10 protein-coding genes are annotated in these 16,177 nt (G+C 70.1%); 5 read left to right on the top strand and 5 right to left on the bottom strand.

Annotated elements, in window-relative coordinates; all coding sequences use genetic code 11:
- Positions 1 to 1,167: 1,167 nt before the first annotated feature.
- Complete coding sequence (locus I0D00_RS09505) at positions 1,168 to 2,787, bottom strand: diguanylate cyclase (RefSeq protein ID WP_213639477.1); 1,620 nt, start codon at positions 2,785 to 2,787, stop codon at positions 1,168 to 1,170.
- 264 nt (positions 2,788 to 3,051) lie between these two features.
- On the opposite strand from I0D00_RS09505, the gene I0D00_RS09500 reads away from it, so the two are divergent.
- From I0D00_RS09500 to speA, 4 genes are all read left to right on the top strand, one after another.
- The gene (locus tag I0D00_RS09500) at positions 3,052 to 4,119 is read left to right on the top strand and encodes a DUF2333 family protein (protein WP_213639476.1); all 1,068 of its coding nucleotides are present in this window, start codon (positions 3,052 to 3,054) and stop codon (positions 4,117 to 4,119) included.
- Between the two features lie 2 nt (positions 4,120 to 4,121).
- The gene (locus I0D00_RS09495; RefSeq protein WP_213639475.1) at positions 4,122 to 4,652 is read left to right on the top strand and encodes an NUDIX hydrolase; all 531 of its coding nucleotides are present in this window, start codon (positions 4,122 to 4,124) and stop codon (positions 4,650 to 4,652) included.
- A 243-nt stretch (positions 4,653 to 4,895) separates the two neighbouring features.
- Positions 4,896 to 5,267 (top strand): translation initiation factor Sui1, encoded by a 372-nt coding sequence (locus tag I0D00_RS09490; protein ID WP_213639474.1) that lies wholly within the window; start codon positions 4,896 to 4,898, stop codon positions 5,265 to 5,267.
- Positions 5,268 to 5,403: 136 nt separating this feature from the next.
- Positions 5,404 to 7,317 (top strand): arginine decarboxylase, encoded by a 1,914-nt coding sequence (speA, locus tag I0D00_RS09485; protein WP_213639473.1) that lies wholly within the window; start codon positions 5,404 to 5,406, stop codon positions 7,315 to 7,317.
- A gap of 60 nt (positions 7,318 to 7,377) precedes the next feature.
- Here speA and I0D00_RS09480 read toward each other — a convergent pair whose 3' ends face one another.
- On the bottom strand, positions 7,378 to 7,833 hold the full coding sequence (locus I0D00_RS09480; protein WP_213639472.1) for a DUF2214 family protein: 456 nt from the start codon (positions 7,831 to 7,833) through the stop codon (positions 7,378 to 7,380).
- Between the two features lie 10 nt (positions 7,834 to 7,843).
- Positions 7,844 to 9,226, bottom strand: coding sequence for an MATE family efflux transporter (locus I0D00_RS09475; protein ID WP_213639471.1), 1,383 nt, complete (start codon positions 9,224 to 9,226; stop codon positions 7,844 to 7,846).
- A 152-nt stretch (positions 9,227 to 9,378) separates the two neighbouring features.
- Here I0D00_RS09475 and I0D00_RS09470 point away from each other — a divergent pair, with 152 nt between their 5' ends.
- Positions 9,379 to 14,286 (top strand): alpha-2-macroglobulin family protein, encoded by a 4,908-nt coding sequence (locus tag I0D00_RS09470; RefSeq protein WP_213639470.1) that lies wholly within the window; start codon positions 9,379 to 9,381, stop codon positions 14,284 to 14,286.
- A 41-nt stretch (positions 14,287 to 14,327) separates the two neighbouring features.
- Here I0D00_RS09470 and I0D00_RS09465 read toward each other — a convergent pair whose 3' ends face one another.
- Entirely contained in the window at positions 14,328 to 14,621 is a 294-nt protein-coding gene (locus I0D00_RS09465) for a hypothetical protein (RefSeq protein ID WP_213639469.1), read from the bottom strand.
- A 409-nt stretch (positions 14,622 to 15,030) separates the two neighbouring features.
- A complete protein-coding gene (locus tag I0D00_RS09460) occupies positions 15,031 to 15,333 on the bottom strand; it encodes a hypothetical protein (protein WP_213639468.1) in 303 nt (100 codons plus the stop codon).
- Positions 15,334 to 16,177: the final 844 nt, after the last annotated feature.

The following is a 16,177-nucleotide window of genomic DNA, read 5'->3' as shown; positions in this document are numbered from 1 at the left end:
GCGCCGAAGTCGCCCTGGGCCCAGGCCGACAGGGTCGGCACCAGCTGCTCGAGCAGGCGGGTCAGGCGCCGCTGGATGCGGTCGATGATCAGGGCGATCAGCAGGATCAGGCCGATCATCAGGCCCAGGATCAGGCGCACCTCGCCCTGGATGCGCCCATGCTCGGCGCGCACCAGCGGCTCCAGGGCGGCGAGGGCCTGGTGCACGCTTTCCACCCGCTTGCGGGTGGTCGTCAGCAGCTCGCCGCGTTGCGCGATCAGCGCCTGGGTGCGCTGCAACTCGGCGGGGTAGCGGCTGATCAGGCTGGCGAAGTCGCGCTTGAGGGCGATGCCGCGGTCTTGCGCCGCGCTGCTGTCGCTGTCGCTGTCCAGGCCGAGCAGGGCGGCGAAGCCGTCGCTGGCCGAGGCGCTGTCGTCGGCCACGCCGAGCAGCGGCAGGGCGGCGAGGGTTTCCGCCTGGCGGCGCAGGGCGTCCAGTTCGCGCTCGACGTCGGCGGCCAGTTCGCTGCGGCCGCTGCTGACCAGCTTGTTGCGTGCATGGGCCAGGCGCGCGAGGTGCTGGGCAGCATCGAACAGCGGCCGGCGATAGGCGGCGGAGCCGTCGGCGCTGTCGGCATACTGGGCGAGCTGCTCCAGGGCGCCGGCCATTTCCCGTTCGGCCTGCAGCAGCAGGCCCTGGGGATCCCCCGCCAGCTTGCCGGCGGCGAGCAGTTCGCCGGCACTGAAGCTGCGCAGTTCGGCGAGGCTGGGGCGCAGGTCCTCGGCCAGCTGCGGCGGCAGCGCGGCGATAGCCGGGGCGAGATCGTCGAGGGCCTGCAGGGCGCTGCTGTGGCGCAGGGCGTCGCCGCTGTCGAGGTAGTCGAGGACGTTGCGGGCGACCTCCTGCTGGAACTGCTGGGACAGGCTCAGATAGCGCTCCATCAGCAGGTAGGGGCGCTCCAGGGCGCGTTGCGACCACCACAGGGTGGCGCCCAGGGCGATGCACACGGTAACCAGCAGCAGGGTGTTGAGGTTGGTGAGTGACTTCAGGCGCATGGGACTCGACCGATGGGCGGAGGGGCGGAGGGGCGGCGGGCGGCGCCGGGCGCAACCCGTATGGGCCTGAAGTTATTGCGTTTTCATGACGACGTTATGACAGCGTGCGCCGCGTCACACCGCAGCAGTCGGCTCAGTCGGCGGCGTACAGCTCGATCCGGTTGCGCCCGCCGTGCTTGGCCAGGTACAGCGCCTCGTCGGCCTGCTGCGAGAGGCGTGTGCAGTCGCTGTCGCCACGCAGCTCGGCGATACCGCCGCTGAAGGTGCAGGACAGGTCCTGGGGTTGCGCCGGATAGTGGACCTCGGCGAAGCGCCGGCGAATGTCGTCGAGCACCAGATGCGCGGCGCGGGCATCGGTGCCGGGCATGACCACGGCGAACTCCTCGCCGCCATAGCGGCCGATATGGTCGCTCTTGCGCAGGCGCTGCTTGAGGAACAGCGCCAGGCTCTTGATCACCCGGTCGCCCATGGGGTGGCCGTAGCAGTCGTTGACCTTCTTGAAGTAGTCGATGTCGAGCATGGCGAAGCTCAGCGCCTGGCCGTCACGGGCGGCGCGGCAGCGCGCGTCCTCGAGCAGCTGCAGGCAGTGGGTGTGGTTGTACAGGCCGGTGAGGCTGTCGCGCACCATGCGCGCCTTGAGGCGGCGTGCACGGGCGGCGCGGTTGCGTACGGTGGCGATCAGGTGGCGCGGCTTGATCGGCTTGGTGAGGAAGTCGTCGCCGCCCTCGCTCATGGCGTCGAGTTGCTTGTCCAGATCGTCCTCGGCGGACAGGTAGATGATCGGCACGCCGACGTAGCGCTCGTTGTGGCGGATCACCTTGGCCAGCTCGCTGCCGGTGCAGCTCGGCATGTACATGTCGAGGATGATCAGGTCGGGCTGGAACTCGGCCAGCTCGGCCATGGCCTGGACCGGCTCGGTCAGGGTGCGGGTGAGGATGCCGGCAGCATTGAGCACGCGCTCGGTATGGGTGGCCTGGGCCCGCGAGTCGTCGACGATCAGCACCCGGTAGGGGTCGTACTGGGCGACATGGGTGAGCACCTCGATGCGCTCGAGCAGGCTGGAGGCGTCCAGGTTGTCGGTGAAGAACTCCTGGCCGCCGGCGCGCACCGCCGCCAGGCGGGTCGGGGTGTCGGTGTCCGCGGGGCCGCAGAACAGCAGCGGAATCTTCTGCTCCAGGCCCTGTTGCACGGCCTCGGCCAGGTGCAGGCCGGCACCCGGGCCGGAGAAGTCCACGTCCATGAGGATCGCCGCCGGGTGGCGCTCGAGCATCGCCGCGCGAAAGGCGTTGGCGCTGTCCAGCGGCAGCGCCGTCATGCCGAAGAACGCCAGTTGCTGGGCCAGGCGCTCGGCCCGCTCGAGGTGCTGCAGGGCCAGGTAGACCGGCTTGCGCAGCGGCGGCAGCAGGGTCTGTTCGAAACGGTCGCCGTGGCGCAGGCCGGTGCGCGACAGTCGTTGCATCAGCAGGTTGAGCTCGCCGATCAGCTCGCTGGTGAGGCGCCCGCGGTTGTCCGCCACACCTTGCAGGCAGCGCTCGACAGCCTCGGCCAGCAGGCGGTGCTCGGCCTGCTCGAAGCGCTCGGCGTAGCGCTGCAGCAGCAGCGCCGCCTCGCCCAGCTCCTGCATGCGCGCCTCGCTCCACTCCTGGCGTTGCAGGCGTTGCCAGACCTCGAGCACCTGGCGGGCCTGGTTGATCACGTGCTGGGCGAAGTGCTGCTTGAGTCGATCGCGGCTGGGGTCGCTGTGCTCGGTCATGTCCCTGACTCTTCTGCTGGGGGGAACCCGAATGGCTAGTGGCTGCATGCCATCACCGACGGATTGGTACGCCAGTGCCGTCGATCACGTTTGCCCGGCTTTCCATCCCGCCGGCCATGGCGCGCGGCGAACGCCGGTTCGCCACTAAGTTTGCCGGTCGGCACTGCGCAGCGGCCTATGCTTCCCTTATAGTGCAAGGCCGTCGGCCAGGTTTCCCAGGGCGCCTGGCCGGACACTCGAATGCCGTAGATGAAGGACTTTGCCATGCTGGACTGGAAGAAGGGCGCCGCTGGTGTGCGCGACAGCCTCGAAGACTCGGGCGAGCGCGCCCGCTCACAGAACGGGGGGGGCTGGATGGGCCGGGTGCTGGGCAGCCTGCTGGGTCTCTTCCTGCTGCTGGCCCTGGTGGTCGGCTGGTACTGGAGTCAGGAGCCCGAGCTGTTCCCGGTGCAGCAGCAGGCCCAGGCCGCGGCGCAGAAGGCCCAGCGCCAGCTGGTCAACGGCTACACCACGGTGGAGACCCTGAAGACGGTCGCCAGCACCCTGCTGGACAAGCCCGGCGGTTACCTGGCCAACGACCTGGCCCCGCCGGGGTTGTGGCTGGACAACATGCCGAGCTGGGAGTACGGCGTGCTGGTGCAGGTGCGCGACCTGTCGCGGGCGCTGCGCAAGGACTTCGCCCGTTCGCAGTCGCAGTCCACCGAGGACGTCGACCTGGCCAAGGCCGAGCCGCGCTTCAACTTCGACAACAAGAGCTGGGCGCTGCCGGCCTCCGAGTCGGAGTACCGCGAAGGCATCAGGCTGCTGGACCGCTACCTGGCCCGCCTGGCCGACCCGACCCAGCCCGGCGCGCAGTTCTTCACCCGTGCCGACAACCTGAACAACTGGCTGGGCGATACCGCCACCCGTCTCGGCTCGCTGTCGCAGCGGCTGTCCGCCAGCGTCGGCCAGGTGCGCCTGAACACCGACCTGCCGGACCCGGCGCTGGCCGAGGAAGGCACCGGCGGCATCGCCGAGGGCATCTACGAGACGCCCTGGATGCAGATCGACAACGTGTTCTACGAGGCCCGCGGCCAGGCCTGGGCGCTGTCGCACCTGCTGCGCGCCATCGAGGTGGACTTCGCCGACGTGCTGGCGAAGAAGAACGCCACCATCAGCCTGCGACAGATCATCCGCGAGCTGGAGGCCGCCCAGGAGACCCTGTGGAGCCCGATGATCCTCAACGGCAGCGGCTACGGCCTGTTGGCCAACCACTCGCTGGTGATGGCCAACTACATCTCCCGGGCCAACGCGGCGATCATCGACCTGCGCACCCTGCTGAGCCAGGGCTAGCGGTGGGCCCGTCCGCCCGCGAGGCGGCGCACCGCGCCGCCTCCGATGCCGAGCTGATCGCCTGGGTCGACGAGCACGACCGGCTGCTCGGCAGCCTGCCGCGCCGCGCCTTGCGCGAGCGCGGCCTGATCGGCCGCGGCACCTTCATCCTGCTGTTCAATTCCGCCGGCCAGCTGTGCGTGCACCGGCGCACCCTGAGCAAGGCGCTGTATCCCGGCTACTGGGATGTGGCCGCCGGCGGCATGGTGCTGGCCGGGGAGAGCTACGCCGAATCGGCGGCGCGCGAGCTGGCGGAGGAGCTGGGCATCGCCGGCGTCGAGCTGCGCGAGCACGAGCGCTTCTTCTTCGACCAGGCGGACAATCGCCTGTGGTGCGCGGTGTTCTCGGCGGTCTCCGATGCGCCGTTGCTGCTGCAGCCGGAGGAGGTGCTGGAGGCGCACTTCATCGCGCCGCAGCAGGCCCTGGCCGAGGCCGCCGGCAAGCCCTACTGCCCGGATTCGCTGGAGGCGCTGCGCCGCTACCTGGCGGCCTGAGGGCGCGGCCCGTGCAACATAGCGGCGCACGGCCGTGCGCTATGTTGGACGCGGGCGACGCATGTCGCCAATCTGTCGGACACTGGCGCAATTTTGTACTTAGCAGCGGCGGAGTTTGCCTTTACACTGCGCGCCCTCTAAGCCCGAGCCGTCCAGCTCGGCTGCGCTGCCCCTGCCAGAGTGGGGCTTCGCGGCTGATAATCATCAGCCAGTCGCTATCCTGACCCCTACGAGGACAAGCCGGTGGTCAAGAAAGCTTCGTCATTGTCCGCCCTCGGCGGCCTGGTGTACTCCACCGACAGCGGCCGGCACTGCCCGGACTGCGGCCAGCCGGTGGACGCCTGCATCTGCCACAAGACCCAGATTCCCGCCGGCGACGGCATCGCCCGCGTGCGCCGAGAAACCAAGGGGCGCGGCGGCAAGACGGTGACCACCGTCAGCGGCGTGCCGCTGGCCGAAGAACCGCTCAGGGAACTGGCCAGCGCGCTGAAGAAGCGCTGTGGCTGTGGCGGCGCGCTGAAAGACGGGGTGATCGAGATCCAGGGCGACCACGTCCAGCTGCTCCTCGACGAACTGCTCAAACGCGGCTTCAAGGCGAAGAAGTCCGGCGGCTAGCCGGACGCTTCTCCCGAGTCTTCTAAACTTGCTCGGCAGGTCGCGGGTCGACTGCCGGGCAATGGTCATTTCCTCACTCTAATCTGCTGTCGCCCGGGCTGATCCCCGGCGCTTATCTCTAGCAAGGGAGAACTCGATGTCTGCACGACGCACACGCAAAGATGACGGTAGCCAGTGGACGGTCGCGGACAGCCGCAGCGTCTATGGCATTCGCCACTGGGGCGCGGGGTATTTCGCGATCAACGACAGCGGCCGCGTCGAAGTGCGTCCCAATGGCCCGGGCAGCACGCCGATCGACCTGTTCGCCCAGGTCGCGGAGCTGCGCGAGAGCGGTCTGAGCCTGCCGCTGCTGGTGCGCTTCCCGGACATCCTGCAGGACCGGGTGCGCGGCCTGACCGGCGCCTTCGATGCCAACATCGCGCGCCTGGGCTACCAGAGCCCGTACACCGCGCTGTACCCGATCAAGGTCAACCAGCAGGAGGCGGTGGTGGAGAACATCATCGCCACGCAGAACGTCTCCATCGGCCTGGAGGCCGGCTCCAAGCCGGAGCTGCTGGCGGTGCTGGCGCTGGCGCCCAAGGGCGGCACCATCGTCTGCAACGGCTACAAGGACCGCGAGTTCATCAAGCTGGCGCTGATGGGGCAGAAGCTCGGCCACAACGTGTTCATCGTCATCGAGAAGGAATCCGAGGTGCAGCTGGTGATCGAGGAGGCGGCCGAGCTCAGGGTCGCGCCGCAGATCGGCCTGCGCGTGCGCCTGTCTTCCCTGGCCTCGAGCAAGTGGGCCGACACCGGCGGCGAGAAGTCCAAGTTCGGCCTGTCGGCCGCGCAGCTGCTGTCGGTGGTCGAGCGCTTCCGCGCGGCGGGGCTGGACCAGGGCATCCGCCTGCTGCATTTCCACATGGGCTCGCAGATCGCCAACCTGGCCGACTACCAGCACGGCTTCCGCGAGGCGATCCGCTACTACGGCGAGCTGCGCGGCCTGGGCCTGCCGGTCGACCACGTCGACGTCGGCGGTGGCCTCGGCGTGGACTACGACGGCACCCACTCGCGCAACGCCAGCTCGATCAACTACGACATGGACGACTACGCCGGCGTGGTGGTGGGCATGCTCAAGGAGTTCTGCGACGCCCAGGAACTGCCGCACCCGCACATCTTCTCCGAGAGCGGTCGCTCGCTGACCGCGCACCACGCCATGCTGGTGGTGCAGGTCACCGACGTGGAGAAGCACAACGACGAGGTGCCGCTGATCGAGGACGTCGCCAGCCTGCCGGAGACCGTGCAGTACCTGGTCGAGCTGCTCGGCCCCACCGACATCGAGATGGTCACCGAGACCTACTGGCGCGCCACCCACTACATGAGCGACGTGGCCGCGCAGTACGCCGAGGGCAAGGTCGGCCTGCGCGAGAAGGCCCTGGCCGAGCAGTGCTACTTCGCCCTGTGCCGGCGCCTGTACAACTCGCTGAAGGCGCGCCAGCGCTCGCATCGCCAGGTGCTCGACGAGCTCAACGACAAGCTGGCCGACAAGTACATCTGCAACTTCTCGGTGTTCCAGAGCCTGCCGGACACCTGGGCCATCGACCAGGTGCTGCCGATCCTGCCGCTCAACCGCCTGGAGGAGGAGCCGCTGCGCCGCGCCGTGCTGCAGGACCTGACCTGCGATTCGGACGGCAAGATCAAGCAGTACGTCGACGAGCAGAGCATCGAGACCAGCCTGCCGGTGCACGAGGTGCGCGAGGGCGAGGACTACCTGCTGGGCATCTTCCTGGTCGGCGCCTACCAGGAGATCCTCGGCGACATGCACAACCTGTTCGGCGACACCGACTCGGTGAACATCTACCAGAACCAGGACGGCAGCGTGTACAGCGCCGGCATCGAGACCCACGACACCATCGAGGACATGCTGCGCTACGTGCACCTGTCGCCCGAGGAGCTGATGACCCACTACCGCGACAAGGTGGCCAGCGCCAAGATCAGCGCCCGCGAGCGCACCCAGTTCCTCGACGCCCTGCGCCTGGGCCTGACCCGCTCGTCCTACCTGGCGTCCTGAACCGCCTCGGCAGCACGAAGAAGCCCGGCACCTGCCGGGCTTCTTCGTTTCCGCCGCGCCTCAGCCGAAGGCGCCGAAACCACGGGCCATCAGCGCCGCCAGCAGCGGGATCAGCAACAGCAGGAGCAGCTCCAGGCGGATGATCAGGGTCACCCGCCTGGCCCGGGCCGCGTCGACCTGGGGCAGCTGGCCGGCCTTCAGGCTCTTGCGCCAGCCGAGGAAGAAGAGGGTCGGCACGATCGACAGCAGGCCGACCAGGATGAACAGCGTGAGCTTGGCGTGGAACAGGCCGTTGCGCAGGTAGTAGTCCAGACCCTTGGCGAACCACAGGGCGCGGGCGCCGCCGGTGAGCAGCACCAGCACGGCGCTCATGCCGTAGGCGGCGTCGAGGCGCACCAGGCTGCGCGCCCTGGGCAGGTCAAGGGGCAGCTTGAACAGCTGGTGCTCCAGGGTGAGCAGGGCGAACAGAACGAAGATCGACAGGTAGTGCAGATACGCGGTAATGGCTTCGGCCATAGGAGTTTCCTTACTCGGCGGGGCAGTCGGTTGGGCGCGAGCGGGCCGGCGCGGGGGCGCCGAACCAGGCGTCGCGGCGGGTCAGCCGGTAAGCATAGCCACCCAGGCTGAGGCTTCGCAGCAGCATGAAGGCCAGAAAGGCCAACCACAAGCCGTGATTGCCCAGCGGCCGCAGCAGCCAGCCCAGGGCCAGGCTGGGCAGCAGCGCCAGGAGCATGGCGTCGCGCATCTCCCGGGCGCGGGTGGCACCGATGAACAGGCCGTCGAGCAGGTAGCTCGACACCGCGAGCAGCGGCAGCAGGGCCAGGTAGGGCAGGTAGGCGAACGCGGTGGCGCGGACCGCGGCGATGTCGGTCTGCAGGGCGATGAACCAGCGCCCGCCGAGGGCGAAGAACAGGGCGAAGCCGAGGCTGGCCAGCAGCGACCAGCCGGCGGCGACGATCAGGCTGCGGCGCAGGGCCTGGCGATCGCGGGCGCCGAGGGCGTGGCCGCACAGCGCCTCGACCGCATGGGCCAGGCCGTCCAGGGCATGGGCGGTGAGCAGCAGGCCGTTGAGCAGCAGGGCGTTGGCCGCCACCGTGGCGTCGCCCAGGCGGGTGCCCTGCACCGTGACCAGGAAGAACACCGACTGCAGCGCCAGGCTGCGGATGAAGATGTCGCGATTGACCGCCAGCAGCGGGCGCCAGCTGGCCCAGCGGCGCAGCGCGGGCCAGTCGATGCGCCCGGCATAGGCGCCCAGGGCGCGGCGGGCCAGGTACAGGCCGAGCAACGCGCCGCTCCACTCGGCCAGCACCGAGGCCCAGGCGGCGCCGGCCACGCCCCAGCCCAGGCCGAGCACGAAGAGCAGGTCGAGGGCCACGTTGAGCAGGTTGGTGGTCAGCAGAATGGCCAGCGGGCCGCGTGCATTCTGGGTGCCGAGCAGCCAGCCGATCAGGGCGTAGCTGGCCAGCGCCGCCGGCAGGCCGAACAGGCGGATGTGCAGGTAGCTGCGGGCCAGTTCGTCGAGCTGCGCGGAGGGCTGCATCAGGGACAGGGCCAGGCTGCCGAACGGCAGCGCCAGGAGTATCAGCAGCAGCGCCAGGCCGCCGCCCAGCAGCAGGCCCTGGCACAGCACCTGGCGCAGGGCGCCGCCGTCCTCGCGGCCGGCCGCCTGGGCGGCGAAGCCGGTGCTGCCCATGCGCAAAAAGCCCACGGTCCAGACCAGCAGGGTATAGAGGCTGGCGCCGACCGCCACCGCCGCCAGCTGGTGGGCGTGGGGCAGATGGCCGACCACGGCGCTGTCGACCAGCGCCACCAGGGGCACCGACAGGTTGGAGAGGATCATCGGCGCCGCCAGGGCCCAGACCCGCTGGTGGGTCGGGCGATGGCGCCAGGCATCGGCTAGCAAGGACATGGGGGCTCCCGGGCAGCGCTGCAGTATACGCAAGCCGGCGGCCACGTCGGTAACCCGTGCGCGGCCGGGCATCTTGCCGCCTGGCCGTTCGCCGCGCGCAGACGGCGGGGCTATAGTGTCGGGCCTCTGCACCCGCAAGATTGGAGCCCGCAATGGCGCACAAAGGATTGTTTCTGGCCCTTCTCCTCGGCCTGCTCGGCGCCTGCGACTCCGCCACCGAACCGGCCCAGGTCAGCGCCACGGTGCCGGAGGCGCCGGCCAGTCGGTCGCAGGCGACGCCGAGCGTCGACCGCGACGCCCTGGCCGCGCGCTATGCCGGCCGCGAGCTGAAGGTGATGGATGTCTCCGAGGTGCAGCTGGACGGCGCCAGTGTCCTGTCGGTGAGTGTCTCCGTGCCCCTGGAGCCGGAGCAGAACTTCGCCGAACGCCTGCACCTGGTCGACAGCAAGGCGGGCAAGGTCGACGGCGCCTGGGAGCTGGCCGACAACCTCATGGAACTGCGCCTGCGCCACCTGGAGCCGCGGCGCAAGCTGGTGCTGACCGTCGACGCCGGCCTGCGCGCGGTCAATGGCGCGCAACTGGCCGAGGAATACAGCAGCCGCCTGCAGACCCGCGACCTGCAGGCCAGCGTCGGCTTCGCCAGCCGCGGCTCGCTGCTGCCGACCCGGCTGGCCGAGGGCCTGCCGGTGATCGCCCTGAACGTCGAGCAGGTCAACGTCGAATTCTTCCGCATCAAGGACCAGGCGCTGCCGCGCTTCCTCGCGCAGTGGGGGCGCAGCAGCAACCTCGACAGCTGGGAGGCGCAGCAGCTGCTGCCGATGGCCGAGCTGGTGTACGGCGGCCGCTTCGACCTCAAGCCGGCGCGCAACACCCGCGAGACCCTGCTGCTGCCGATCGCCGGCCTGGCGCCCTTGCAGCAGCCGGGGGTGTACCTGGCGGTGATGCGCGAGGCCGGCCGCTATGGCTATTCGCAGCCGGCCACGCTGTTCAGCCTGAGCGACATCGGCCTGTCCGCCCACCGCTACCGCGACCGCCTGGACGTGTTCACCCAGGCCCTGGCCGGCGGCCAGGCGCTGTCCGGGATCGAGCTGCGGCTGCTCGATGGCCAGGGCCGGCTGCTGGCCGAAGGAACGACCGACGACGCCGGCCACGCCGAGCTGCCGCTGCCGGCCGAGGCCGAGCTGTTGCTGGCCCATCAGGAGGGGCAGACCAGCCTGCTGCGCCTCGGCGGCCCGGCGCTGGACCTGGCCGAATTCGCCATCGCCGGGCCCAAGGCCCACCCCCTGCAATTCTTCGTGTTCGGCCCGCGCGACCTCTACCGCCCCGGCGAGACCGTGCTGCTCAACGCCCTGCTGCGCGATGCCGACGGCCGCGCGGTGGCGGCGCAGCCGGTCAGCGTCGAGGTGCGCCGGCCGGACGCCCAGGTCAGCCGCAAGTTCGTCTGGCAGGCCGATGACGCCGGGCTCTACCAATACCGGCTGGCGCTGGCCGAGGAGGCGCCGACCGGCCGCTGGCAGTTGCAGTTCGACCTGGGCGACGGCAAGCCGCAGCTGTACGAGTTCGCGGTGGAGGACTTCCTGCCCGAGCGCCTGGCCCTGGAACTGCAGGGCCGCGACACGCCGCTGGCGCCGGCCGAGCCGGCGCGTTTCGCGGTCAGCGGCCGCTACCTGTACGGCGCGCCGGCCGCCGGCAATCGCCTCGGCGGGCAGCTCTACGTGCGCCCGCTGCGCGAGGCGGTGGCCAGCCTGCCGGGCTACCAGTTCGGCTCGCTGACCGAGGCGGAGCTTAGCCAGGACATCGAACTGGACGAGAGCACGCTGGACGAGCGGGGCCAGGCCAGCCTGGCCATCGACAGCCGCTGGCGCGAGGCCAGGTCGCCGCTGCAGCTGATCCTCCAGGCCAGCCTGCAGGAGTCCGGCGGCCGCCCCATTACCCGCCGCCTGGTGCAGCCGGTGTGGCCGGCCGAACGCCTGCCGGGCCTGCGCGGGCTGTTCGACGGCGAGCAGGTGGACGGCGACGGCCTGGCCGAGTTCGAGGTGCTGGTGGCCGACGCCGCCGGCAACAAGCTGGCCGCCGAGGGCCTGACGGTGCGGCTGGTGCGCGAGCGCCGCGACTACTACTGGAACTTCTCCGAGCGCGACGGCTGGAGCCATCGCTACAACGAGAAATACCTGACCCTCAGCGAGGAGCGCCTCGACGTCGCGGCCGGGGCCACGGCGAAGGTCAGCTTCCCGGTGGAGTGGGGGCCGTACCGGGTCGAGGTGGTCGACGCCGACACCGGCCTGCTCAGCAGCCTGCGCTTCTGGGCCGGCTACCGCTGGCAGGACAACGCCGACGGCGGCGCGGTGCGCCCGGACCAGGTCAAGCTGGCGCTGGACAAGCCGGCCTACGCCGCAGGCGACACCGCCCAGGTCACGGTGACCCCGCCGGCGGCCGGCCGCGGCTACCTGCTGGTCGAGTCCAGCGACGGGCCGCTGTGGTGGCAGGCCATCGAGGTGCCGGCCGAGGGCCAGGCGTTCGACATCCCCATCGCCCGGGACTGGGCGCGCCACGACCTGTATGTCAGCGCCCTGGTGATTCGCCCCGGCGAGCGCCAGAGCAATGCCACGCCCAAGCGCGCGGTGGGGCTGCTGCACCTGCCGCTGGACCGGGCGCCGCGCCAGCTGGCGCTGAGCCTGACCGCGGCGGACAAGATGCGCCCGAACCAGCCGCTGACGATCAGGGTGCAGGCGCGCAACGCCGACGGCAGCCTGCCCGAACGGGTGCAGGTGCTGGTGGCCGCGGTGGATGCCGGCATCCTCAATATCACCGACTACCCGACGCCCGACCCCTTCGCCGCGCTGTTCGGCCGCAAGGCCTATGGCGCCGACCAGCTGGATGTCTATGGCCAGCTGATCGAGGCCGGCCAGGGCCGGCTGGCCAGGCTGGCCTTCGGCGGCGACGCGGCCCTGGCGGCCGGCGGCAAGCGCCCGGACACCGGTGTGCTGATCGTCGCGCTGCAGAGCCGGCCGCTGCTGCTGGATGAGCGGGGCGAGGGCGAGGTCAGCCTGGATATCCCCGACTTCAACGGCGAACTGCGGCTGATGGCCCAGGCCTGGAGCGACGAGCGCTACGGCATGGCCGAGGCCGAGACGGTGGTGGCCGCGCCGCTGATCGCCGAGCTGTCGATGCCGCGCTTCCTCGCCGGCGGCGACCAGACCCGCCTGGCCCTGGACCTCAACAACCTCTCCGGGCAGGCCCAGCAACTGCAGGTGCGGATAGTGGCCGAAGGGCAGCTGAGCCTCGCCGAGGCGGCCGATGCCGAGCGCAGCATCAGCCTGGAAGAAGGCGAGCGCAGCATCCTGCACATTCCGGTGCGCGCCCTCGGCGGCTACGGCCAGGGGCGGGTCAGCGTCGAGGTGCAGGGCTTGCAGCTGCCGGACGAGGCGCTGGCGCCACTGCGCCGCGAGTGGACCCTGGGCATCCGCCCGGCCTACCCGGCGCAGCTGCGGCATTTCCGCAGCGTACTCAAGGACCAGCCCTGGAGCCTGCCGTCCGGCGCCCTGGAGGCCTTCGAGCCGGCCGGGCGCGAGGCGCTGCTGGCGGTGTCCAGCCGGCCGCCGCTGAACCTCGGCGAGCAGATCCGCGCGCTCAAGGCCTACCCCTACGGCTGCCTGGAGCAGACCGCCAGCGGCCTGTATCCGTCGCTCTATGCCGACGCGGCGAGCCTCGCGCGCCTGGGCCTGGAGGCCGAGCCGGAGGCGCAGCGCCGCCGCGCCATCGAGCTGGGCATCGAGCGCCTGCTGGGCATGCAGCGGCACAACGGCAGCTTCGGCCTGTGGGGCGCCGACGGCGACGAGGAGTACTGGCTCGGCGCCTACGTCACCGATTTCCTCCTGCGCGCCCGCGAGCAGGGCTTCGGCGTGCCGCCCGCGGCGCTGAACAAGGCCAGCGAGCGGCTGCTGCGCTATCTGCAGGAGCGCAACCTGATCGAGGTCGGCTACAGCGACGATGCGGGCCACAGTCGCTTCGCCGTGCAGGCCTATGCCGGCTACGTACTGGCGCGCAGCCAGCAGGCGCCGCTGGGTGCGTTGCGCAGCCTGTTCGAGCGCCGCAGCGACGCCCGGTCCGGGCTGCCCCTGGTGCACCTGGCCGTGGCGTTGCAGAAGATGGGCGATGGACCGCGGGCCGAGCAGGCCCTGGCCGCCGGCCTGGCCCTCAGCCGCGACAATCGCCGCTGGCTGGGCGACTATGGCAGCGCGCTGCGCGACCAGGCACTGATCCTCGCCCTGCTCGAAGAGCACGACCTGGCCGCCGGCAGCCGCGAGCAGCGCCTGTTCGCCCTGGCCGACGAAGTGGCCGGCCAGCGCTGGCTGTCGACCCAGGAGCGCAACGCCCTGTACCTGGCCGGACGCAGCCTGCTCGGCAAGCCCGAGTCGCCCTGGCAGGCCACACTCGAGAGCGGCGCCTTCGAGTTCGCCCTGAGCAATGCCCGGCCGGGCATCAAGCTGGACGCTGCCGAGCTGGCCGCGCCGCTGAGCCTGAGCCAGGCCGGCGCCGAGCCGCTGTACCAGCAGCTGACCCTGTCCGGTTACCCGGTCGAGGCGCCGGCCGCCGGCGGCGAGAACATGCACATCTTCCGCGAGTACCTGGGCATGGACGGCCAGCCGCTGGCGCTGGACGGGTTGCGCAGCGGCGACCTGGTGCTGGTGCATCTGCTGGTGGAAGCCAAGCAGCGAGTGCCCGACGCCCTGGTGGTGGACCTGCTGCCGGCCGGCCTGGAACTGGAGAACCAGAACCTGGCACAGAGCGCCGCGAGCCTGGCCGATGCCGGCAGCGCGGTGCAGGATTGGCAGCGGTCGATGGCCAAAGCCCGGATCAAGCACCAGGAGTTCCGCGACGATCGCTACGTCGCGGCGCTGGATGTCAGCCCCTACGAAGGCACGCACCTGCTGTACCTGGCCCGCGCCGTCACCCCGGGGAGCTATCGGGTGCCGCCGCCGCAGGTGGAGTCCATGTACCGGCCGAACTGGCAGGCCCTCGGCGAGACGCCGGGGCGCCTGGTGGTCAGGGCGCGTTGAGGATGATTCGGCCCGCCGAACGGGCGGGCCCGGATGCTAGGTCAACCGATCAGGCCGCCGAGCAGCCACAGGCCCAGCAGCAGCCAGATGACCCCCATGAGGATGGCGCGGCGCAGAAAGGCGCGCACGGCGGCGTAGAGCAGCAGCAGGCCGATCACCAGCACCACGATGCCGAGCAGCGACGGGGTGATGCCCAGCGCCTGGGACAGGCCGTTGATAAAGCCGCTGACGGCGTCGCCGAGTACGCCGAAGACGCCGCTCAAGGCCTCGACGATAAAACGGATCAGCTCGCCAAGCGCCCGGCCCAGCCACTCGAAGAAACTTTCCACCTGCATTCAACAAATCCTTTCCGCCATGGGGCGCAGTGGGTGATCGCCGGCAGGCGCCGGCGGCAAGGGACGGTAGTGTGCCATCCCTCGGGCGAGGGCGCAGGCGTATCGGCTTGGCTCTCGGGGGCGGTACAGTCCTCGCAGGCGGCCCATGGGCACGCAAACAAGCACAGGGCAAGCCGACTCAACCCGCACGCAAGCCTGGGGGAGCGTCTCGCTGGGCGAGACCTCTGGCGCGCCAGGGGCCATCGGTTGAGTTGGGCGGTTGGCCCCGGTCTCAGCACCGGCTCTGTGGGGGACGAGAAGATGGCGGCTATGGAAGGGAGGCGATCGCGGCGAGTACGCCAGTTGAGTTGACGGGGAGTGAGCAGGCTTCCGGCCGGCGAGACGCCAGCCGGAAGGCACCTGGCAGGAGCTATTGGCCGCCGAGCAGGGCCGCCGCGTTGATCAGCATGGACTGGCCGACCGACACATAGTCAGGTGCCAGCATCGGAGAGCCGGACTCCGCGCTGGCCATCGCCAGTTCTTCCTTGCTGCAGGCCTCCAGGGCCGCGGGGACCAGGGATTCGACCGCGCTCAGCACGTTGGCCTGGACAGCGATAGCCTGGTTGGCGGCACTCTGTACGCCGGCGAGGTTCTCCGCGCAATGGTTGGCATGGGCGTGGCCGGCCACCACTAGCACCGCAAACGTCCCGATATGGAGTGAAAGCTTATTCATGACCTGTACCTCCAGGTTGTTCGGCTAGTTGGTGTTAGCGCAGATGGCGTAAACGCTGATCGTGGTTGACGCATTCGGAGACCCTGTTCGGGTTACCGTGGCCGTCCAACTGGCTGGTTGTAGCTGTTGCGCGAGTAATGGATAGCTTTGCACTACATGCCAGTTCTGAGCGGTATTGCTCACACCTCCGCCGAGAATCTTCTTGCCATCGCTGCAGGTTGCCGTGCAGGTAATGCTTGAAGACCCGCTGCACACGGTTTCGTTGAGCTTGAGTTCCCAACCGGCCAGTCCACTTGGGCCCTGAGCGCCGGTATTGCCGGTGTCGCCTTTGGGACCCTGTGGGCCTTGAGGCCCGGTGTCGCCGACCACGCCCTGTGGGCCTTGCGGTCCCATGGGGCCGGTGTCGCCTGTCGGACCCTGTGGGCCTTGAGGCCCGGTGTTGCCGACCACGCCCTGCGAGCCTTGCGGTCCCATGGGGCCGGTGTCGCCTGTCGGACCCTGAGGGCCTTGAGGCCCGGTGTCGCCGGCTACGCCCTGTGGGCCTTGCGGTCCCATGGGGCCGGTTTCGCCTGTCGGACCCTGTGGGCCTTGAGGCCCGATTTCGCCGACCTCGCCCTGTGGGCCCTGCGGTCCCATGGGGCCGGTTTCGCCTGTCGGCCCCTGTGGGCCTTGAGGCCCGGTGTCGCCGACCTCGCCCTGTGGGCCCTGCGGTCCCATGGGGCCAGTCTCACCCTGTGGACCCATGGGCCCGGTATCGCCTATCGCGCCCTGTGGGCCTTGAGGCCCGCTGTCGCCGGCCGCACCCTGTGGGCCCATAGGCCCTGCATCGCCCGTGTCTCCTTTA

Origin of the sequence: Pseudomonas lalucatii (assembly GCF_018398425.1) — a bacterium.
Classification (GTDB): Bacteria; Pseudomonadota; Gammaproteobacteria; order Pseudomonadales; family Pseudomonadaceae; genus Aquipseudomonas; species Aquipseudomonas lalucatii.
Note: the sequence above shows the minus strand (reverse complement) of the source record. Positions and strands in the feature narration are given on the sequence as shown.

What these genes read in the sequence shown, in the direction of transcription:
- I0D00_RS09505 (WP_213639477.1), bottom strand. Translation starts at nt 2,787, where the DNA reads ATGACCGAGCACAGCGACCCCAGCCGCGATCGACTCAAGCAGCACTTC.
- I0D00_RS09500 (WP_213639476.1), top strand. Translation starts at nt 3,052, where the DNA reads ATGCTGGACTGGAAGAAGGGCGCCGCTGGTGTGCGCGACAGCCTCGAA.
- speA (WP_213639473.1), top strand. Translation starts at nt 5,404, where the DNA reads ATGTCTGCACGACGCACACGCAAAGATGACGGTAGCCAGTGGACGGTC.
- I0D00_RS09480 (WP_213639472.1), bottom strand. Translation starts at nt 7,833, where the DNA reads ATGGCCGAAGCCATTACCGCGTATCTGCACTACCTGTCGATCTTCGTT.
- I0D00_RS09475 (WP_213639471.1), bottom strand. Translation starts at nt 9,226, where the DNA reads ATGTCCTTGCTAGCCGATGCCTGGCGCCATCGCCCGACCCACCAGCGG.
- I0D00_RS09470 (WP_213639470.1), top strand. Translation starts at nt 9,379, where the DNA reads ATGGCGCACAAAGGATTGTTTCTGGCCCTTCTCCTCGGCCTGCTCGGC.
- I0D00_RS09465 (WP_213639469.1), bottom strand. Translation starts at nt 14,621, where the DNA reads ATGCAGGTGGAAAGTTTCTTCGAGTGGCTGGGCCGGGCGCTTGGCGAG.
- I0D00_RS09460 (WP_213639468.1), bottom strand. Translation starts at nt 15,333, where the DNA reads ATGAATAAGCTTTCACTCCATATCGGGACGTTTGCGGTGCTAGTGGTG.